General features: G+C 68.8%; 5 protein-coding genes. 3 read left to right on the forward strand and 2 right to left on the reverse strand.

Going from position 1 to position 4,713, the window contains the following annotated elements; genetic code table 11:
- Positions 1 to 113: 113 nt before the first annotated feature.
- Complete coding sequence (gene efeO, locus QM634_RS11345; protein ID WP_415042887.1) at positions 114 to 1,322, reverse strand: iron uptake system protein EfeO; 1,209 nt, start codon at positions 1,320 to 1,322, stop codon at positions 114 to 116.
- The gene (gene efeU, locus QM634_RS11350; RefSeq protein ID WP_415042888.1) at positions 1,315 to 2,226 is read right to left on the reverse strand and encodes an iron uptake transporter permease EfeU; all 912 of its coding nucleotides are present in this window, start codon (positions 2,224 to 2,226) and stop codon (positions 1,315 to 1,317) included. The genes efeO and efeU overlap by 8 nt, the downstream gene beginning before the upstream one ends.
- 114 nt (positions 2,227 to 2,340) lie before the next feature.
- On the opposite strand from efeU, the gene QM634_RS11355 reads away from it, so the two are divergent.
- From QM634_RS11355 to QM634_RS11365, 3 genes are all read left to right on the forward strand, one after another.
- The gene (locus tag QM634_RS11355) at positions 2,341 to 3,090 is read left to right on the forward strand and encodes a lytic transglycosylase domain-containing protein (RefSeq protein WP_415042889.1); all 750 of its coding nucleotides are present in this window, start codon (positions 2,341 to 2,343) and stop codon (positions 3,088 to 3,090) included.
- A gap of 70 nt (positions 3,091 to 3,160) precedes the next feature.
- Positions 3,161 to 4,447: a phosphopyruvate hydratase gene (eno, locus tag QM634_RS11360; protein ID WP_415042890.1), complete on the forward strand. Its 1,287-nt coding sequence runs from the start codon at positions 3,161 to 3,163 to the stop codon at positions 4,445 to 4,447.
- 13 nt (positions 4,448 to 4,460) lie between these two features.
- Positions 4,461 to 4,713: hypothetical protein (locus tag QM634_RS11365; RefSeq protein WP_415042891.1), on the forward strand; the 253-nt coding region annotated here is incomplete at its 3' end.

Here is a 4,713-nt window from a genome sequence, read left to right on the forward strand (position 1 = left end):
GGCCCACCGCGCCGCCGGCCACGGCCGCGCCCCCGACGACCGCTGCCGCGGCCCCGGCGCGCAGCGCCTGACGACGTGAGATCTCCATCAGTTCAATCTATCGACGGGTGCGCTCACTTGCTCATGACGACGGCCGGCACCTTCGACAGCGTCGCCGAGAGCGCGTCGATCTTGGCCGACAGGTCCTTGCGCGTCGCGTCGTCGACCTTGTCGTACGACGTGTAGCCGTCGCCGGTGCGGAGCTTGTCGATCGCGGCGTTGATCGTGTCGAACTGCGCGGTGACCTCGGTCATCAGCTTGGCGTCGCGCTTCTCGATGATCGGCTGCAGTTCGCCGATCAGGCGCTGGCTGCCCTCGACGTTGGCGGCGAAGTCCCACAGGTCGGTGTGCGAGTAGCGGTCCTCCTCGCCGGCGACCTTGGTCTTGGCGATCTCGTCGATCAGCGCCTTGGGGCCCTGGACGAACAGCTGGGTGTCGAACTTGAAGTCCGGCTTGTCGACCTCGGCCTTGAGGGCGCGCACATCGGTGAGCAACTGGTCGGCGACCTTGCCGATCGACTCTGCGTTGTCGGCCTTCTTGGCGTCCGCGGCGTCGGCCGGGGCGACCTTGCCGTCGGCGTCGCCGATCTCCTCGGGGGTGGGCGGCCACAGGAAGCGCTCGATGCGGTGGAAGCCGGTGAAGGCCTCCTTGCCGTCGGCGGTGTCGTCCCAGCGCATGTCGATCTTGGGGTCGAGGTCGCTGAACGACTCGGCGACCGGCTCCACGCGCTCGTAGAACGAGCGGGTCGTGGCGAACTTGCCGCGCGCACCGTCCAGGTCGCCGCCCTTGACCGCGGCGACGAAGTCGGCGGTGGCGTTCTCCAGGTTGCCGACCTCGGTGCGCACCGAGTCCAGGTAGCGCTTCTTGGCGTCCTCGACGTCGGCCGCCGCCTCGTTCTTCGTCTTCTCCTCGCCGGTGACGGTGATCTCCTTGCGGATGCCGGTGCCGACCATGCCCGGCTTGCAGGCGACGGCGTAGGTGCCCGGCTTGACCAGGTCGACGGTGAGCTTGCCGCTCACGCCGGGCGCGATGTTCTCCACCTCGCCCAGGACGCGCGAGCCGTCGTAGACGTAGAACTCGGTGACCTTCGACCCCGAGTTGGTGACCTTGAACCCGACGGTGCCGGTCTGGGCCTTGGTGCCGTCGAAGTCGCAGGCGGTGTCGGTGGAGGTGACGTTCAGGGTGCTCGACGCGGAGTCCTTGGCGACACAGCCGCTCAGCGCGAGCGGGGTGACGAGTGCGGCGGCGCCGAGGGCGACGAAGCGAACGGTGCGGTTAGACATTCTCGGGTTGTCCTTTCGTGGGGGCGCCGGCCGGTCGGCGGGTGCCCAGTTGACGGTTGAGGAAGAGCGGCAGCACGATCGCGATGTAGACGGCCCAGGCGACGACCTGCAGCCACGTCGGGTCGGGCCGGAAGTTGAAGATCCCGGCGAGGATCGAGCCGTACCACGAGTCGTGCTGATAGCCGATCGAGGAGGAGAGGTTGAACGCGGTGTGCCCGTGGCCGGGAACCCAGTCCAGCCACCCGTAGTTCTCCATCGCTCGGATCCCGTAGGCGAGGATGCCCGCGGCGACGAACACCAGGAACGTGCCGGTGATGGTGAAGAAGACCTTGAAGTTGATCCGCACCGCGCCGAAGTACAGCCCGATGGTGATCAGCACAGCGACGACGATCCCGATGAACAGCCCGAGGAGCGGGACCAGCCCGCCGGACACGCTCTCGGCGTAGCTCGCCATCAGCAGCGCGGTCTCCAGGCCCTCGCGGCCGACGGCCAGGAGGGCGAGGAAGAACACCGCGGTCGGGCCGGTCGCGAGCGCCGAGGCCATGCCCTCCTTGAGGTCGCCGGACAGGTGCGCCGACGCCTTGCTCATCCACAGCAGCATGTAGGTGACGATCGCGACTGCGACCAGCGACGCGACACCGGCGACGAGCTCGGCGTACTTCGAGTCGATCGTCGACGTGCCGAACTCGATGCCGACGAAGACGCCGATCAGCAGCAGCAGCGCCAGCCCGACGCCCAGCCACACGTAGCGGAGCGAGTCGCGGCGGTCGGACTTCACCAGGAAGGCGACCAGGATCATCACGACGATCCCGGTCTCCAGACCTTCGCGGAGGCCGATGACGCCGCTCCCGGTCAGCTGGGTGACCACTGACGTCGTCGGTTCTGCGGCGAGGACGACGGACATACGGAACCCTCTCGACAAGCTTTAGGCGAGGCTAACCAAAGCAACTTACGCCGATAGTGGCGTGAATGCCAGTCGAGGGTGTGGAACAATTGATCGACAAGCTCGAGGGGAATCATGGGTACGCACTTCCGGCGGCGGCAGCTGACGGCGATAGCCGTTGCGTCGTCCGCTGTTGCCCTGTTCGCGTCGAGTTGCATCTCGCTGCCGAACCACGCGGACATCCCCAAGGGCATCCCGCCAGGGGCCGGTGCGCCGGTTCCGTACCTCAACATCCACGGGCCGGGCCGCACGGCGGCCAAGCTCAACGCGTGGGCGCGGCCCATCTCGAATGCGACGGGGATCGGGGTGACCGCGCTCGAGGCCTACGGCAACGCCGCGGAGATCCAGCGCCAGCAGCACCCCGAGTGCGGCATCGCCTGGACCACGCTCGCCGGGATCGCGGGTACCGAGAGCAAGCACGGGCGCCACGACGGCTCCCGCGTCGACAGCAACGGCGACACCCACCCGCCGATCCGCGGACCCGAACTCGACGGCACGTCGGGCAACATGAAGATGGTCGACCAGAAGAAGCCCAAGCGCGACGACGGCAGCCCCAACTACGTCCGCGCCGAGGGCCCCTTCCAGTTCCTGCCCGAGACGTGGCAGCGGTTCGGCGTCGACGCGAACGGCGACGGCGTGGCCGATCCGGACAACATGGACGACGCGGCGCTCTCGGCGGCGCGGTACCTGTGCGTCTCCGCCGGGGGTGACATGACGACCGCGGAGGGCTGGATGCGTGCGCTCATGGTCTACAACCAGTCGCGGCCGTACGCCGTCAAGGTCAGCGAGCGCGCCAACGCCTACTCGGTGAACCGCCGGTACTGACCTCACGGCCCATCGGGCCCGGTATTACCCTGAGTGCATCACCGCACACAGACATGAGGGGTAGACAGCCGTGGCAATGATCGAGCAGGTGGGCGCGCGCGAGATTCTGGATTCGCGCGGCAATCCGACCGTCGAGGTGGAAGTGGCCCTGGAGGACGGCACCCTGGCCCGCGCGGCGGTGCCCTCGGGCGCGTCGACCGGTGAGCACGAGGCCGTCGAACTCCGCGACGGCGGCAAGCGCTACGGCGGCAAGGGCGTCGAGAAGGCGGTCAAGGCCGTGCTGACCGAGATCGCCGAGGAGATCGTCGGCTACGAGGCCGATGACCAGCGCCTCGTCGACCAGGCCCTGCTGGACCTGGACGGCACCGCCGACAAGTCCCGACTCGGCGCCAACGCGCTGCTGGGCGTCTCGCTGGCCGTCGCCAAGGCCGCGGCCGAGTCCGCCGGCCTGCCGCTGTACCGCTACGTCGGCGGCCCCAACGCCCACATCCTGCCGGTGCCGATGATGAACATCATCAACGGTGGCGCGCACGCCGATTCGGGCGTCGACGTGCAGGAGTTCATGATCGCGCCGATCGGCGCCGACACCTTCGCCGAGTCGCTGCGCTGGGGCGCGGAGGTCTACCACTCGCTCAAGTCGGTCCTCAAGGGCAAGGGCCTGTCGACCGGTCTCGGCGACGAGGGCGGGTTCGCCCCCAACGTCGCGGGCACCAAAGAGGCTCTGGGCATCATCGAGGAGGCCATCACCGGCGCCGGCTTCACGTTCGGCTCCGATGTCGCGCTGGCCCTGGACGTCGCGGCGACCGAGTTCTACACCGACGGCAAGGGCTACGCCTTCGAGGGCTCGACGCGCAGCGCTGAGCAGATGGCGGAGTTCTACGAGAAGCTCGTCGACGAGTTCCCGCTGGTCTCCATCGAGGACCCGCTGTCCGAGGACGACTGGGAGGGCTGGGTCGCCGTCACCGAGGCGATCGGCGACAAGGTGCAGATCGTCGGCGACGACCTGTTCGTCACCAACCCCGAGCGCCTCGAGCGCGGCATCGTCGAAGGCGCCGCGAACGCGCTGCTGGTGAAGGTCAACCAGATCGGCACCCTGACCGAGACGCTCGACGCCGTCGCACTGGCCCACAACAACGGCTACAAGACGATGATGAGCCACCGCTCCGGCGAGACCGAGGACACCACCATCGCCGATCTGGCCGTCGCCTGCAGCTGCGGCCAGATCAAGACCGGTGCTCCCGCGCGCAGCGAGCGCGTCGCCAAGTACAACCAGTTGCTGCGGATCGAGGAGGGCCTGGGCGATGCGGCACGGTACGCCGGCGACCTCGCCTTCCCACGGTTTGCGCCGAAGGCGTGATTAGCTAGAAGGCATGGCAGAGCGCAGAAACGAACGGGCGGGCCGACCACGGTCCGCCCGTTCGTCGCGCAACCGCCGGCCCGCCGCCCGCCCGGAGGCGCGGCGGAGCCGCAACCCGTCGCCCCAGCCCCGGCGCGGTGCCGTCACCGACACCGACGCGATCAGCCTCGACCTGTTCGGCGACGACGAGCCGACGACCGTTCTCGACGCCGTCACCGACGAGGCCGGCGCGGCCGACGAGCAGGCCGGCGCGACCCCGGCCGCAC

The organism is Gordonia sp. (in: high G+C Gram-positive bacteria) (assembly GCF_047606305.1).
Taxonomy (GTDB): domain Bacteria; phylum Actinomycetota; class Actinomycetes; order Mycobacteriales; family Mycobacteriaceae; genus Gordonia.

What these genes read in the sequence shown, in the direction of transcription:
- efeO (WP_415042887.1), bottom strand. Translation starts at nt 1,322, where the DNA reads ATGTCTAACCGCACCGTTCGCTTCGTCGCCCTCGGCGCCGCCGCACTC.
- efeU (WP_415042888.1), bottom strand. Translation starts at nt 2,226, where the DNA reads ATGTCCGTCGTCCTCGCCGCAGAACCGACGACGTCAGTGGTCACCCAG.
- QM634_RS11355 (WP_415042889.1), top strand. Translation starts at nt 2,341, where the DNA reads ATGGGTACGCACTTCCGGCGGCGGCAGCTGACGGCGATAGCCGTTGCG.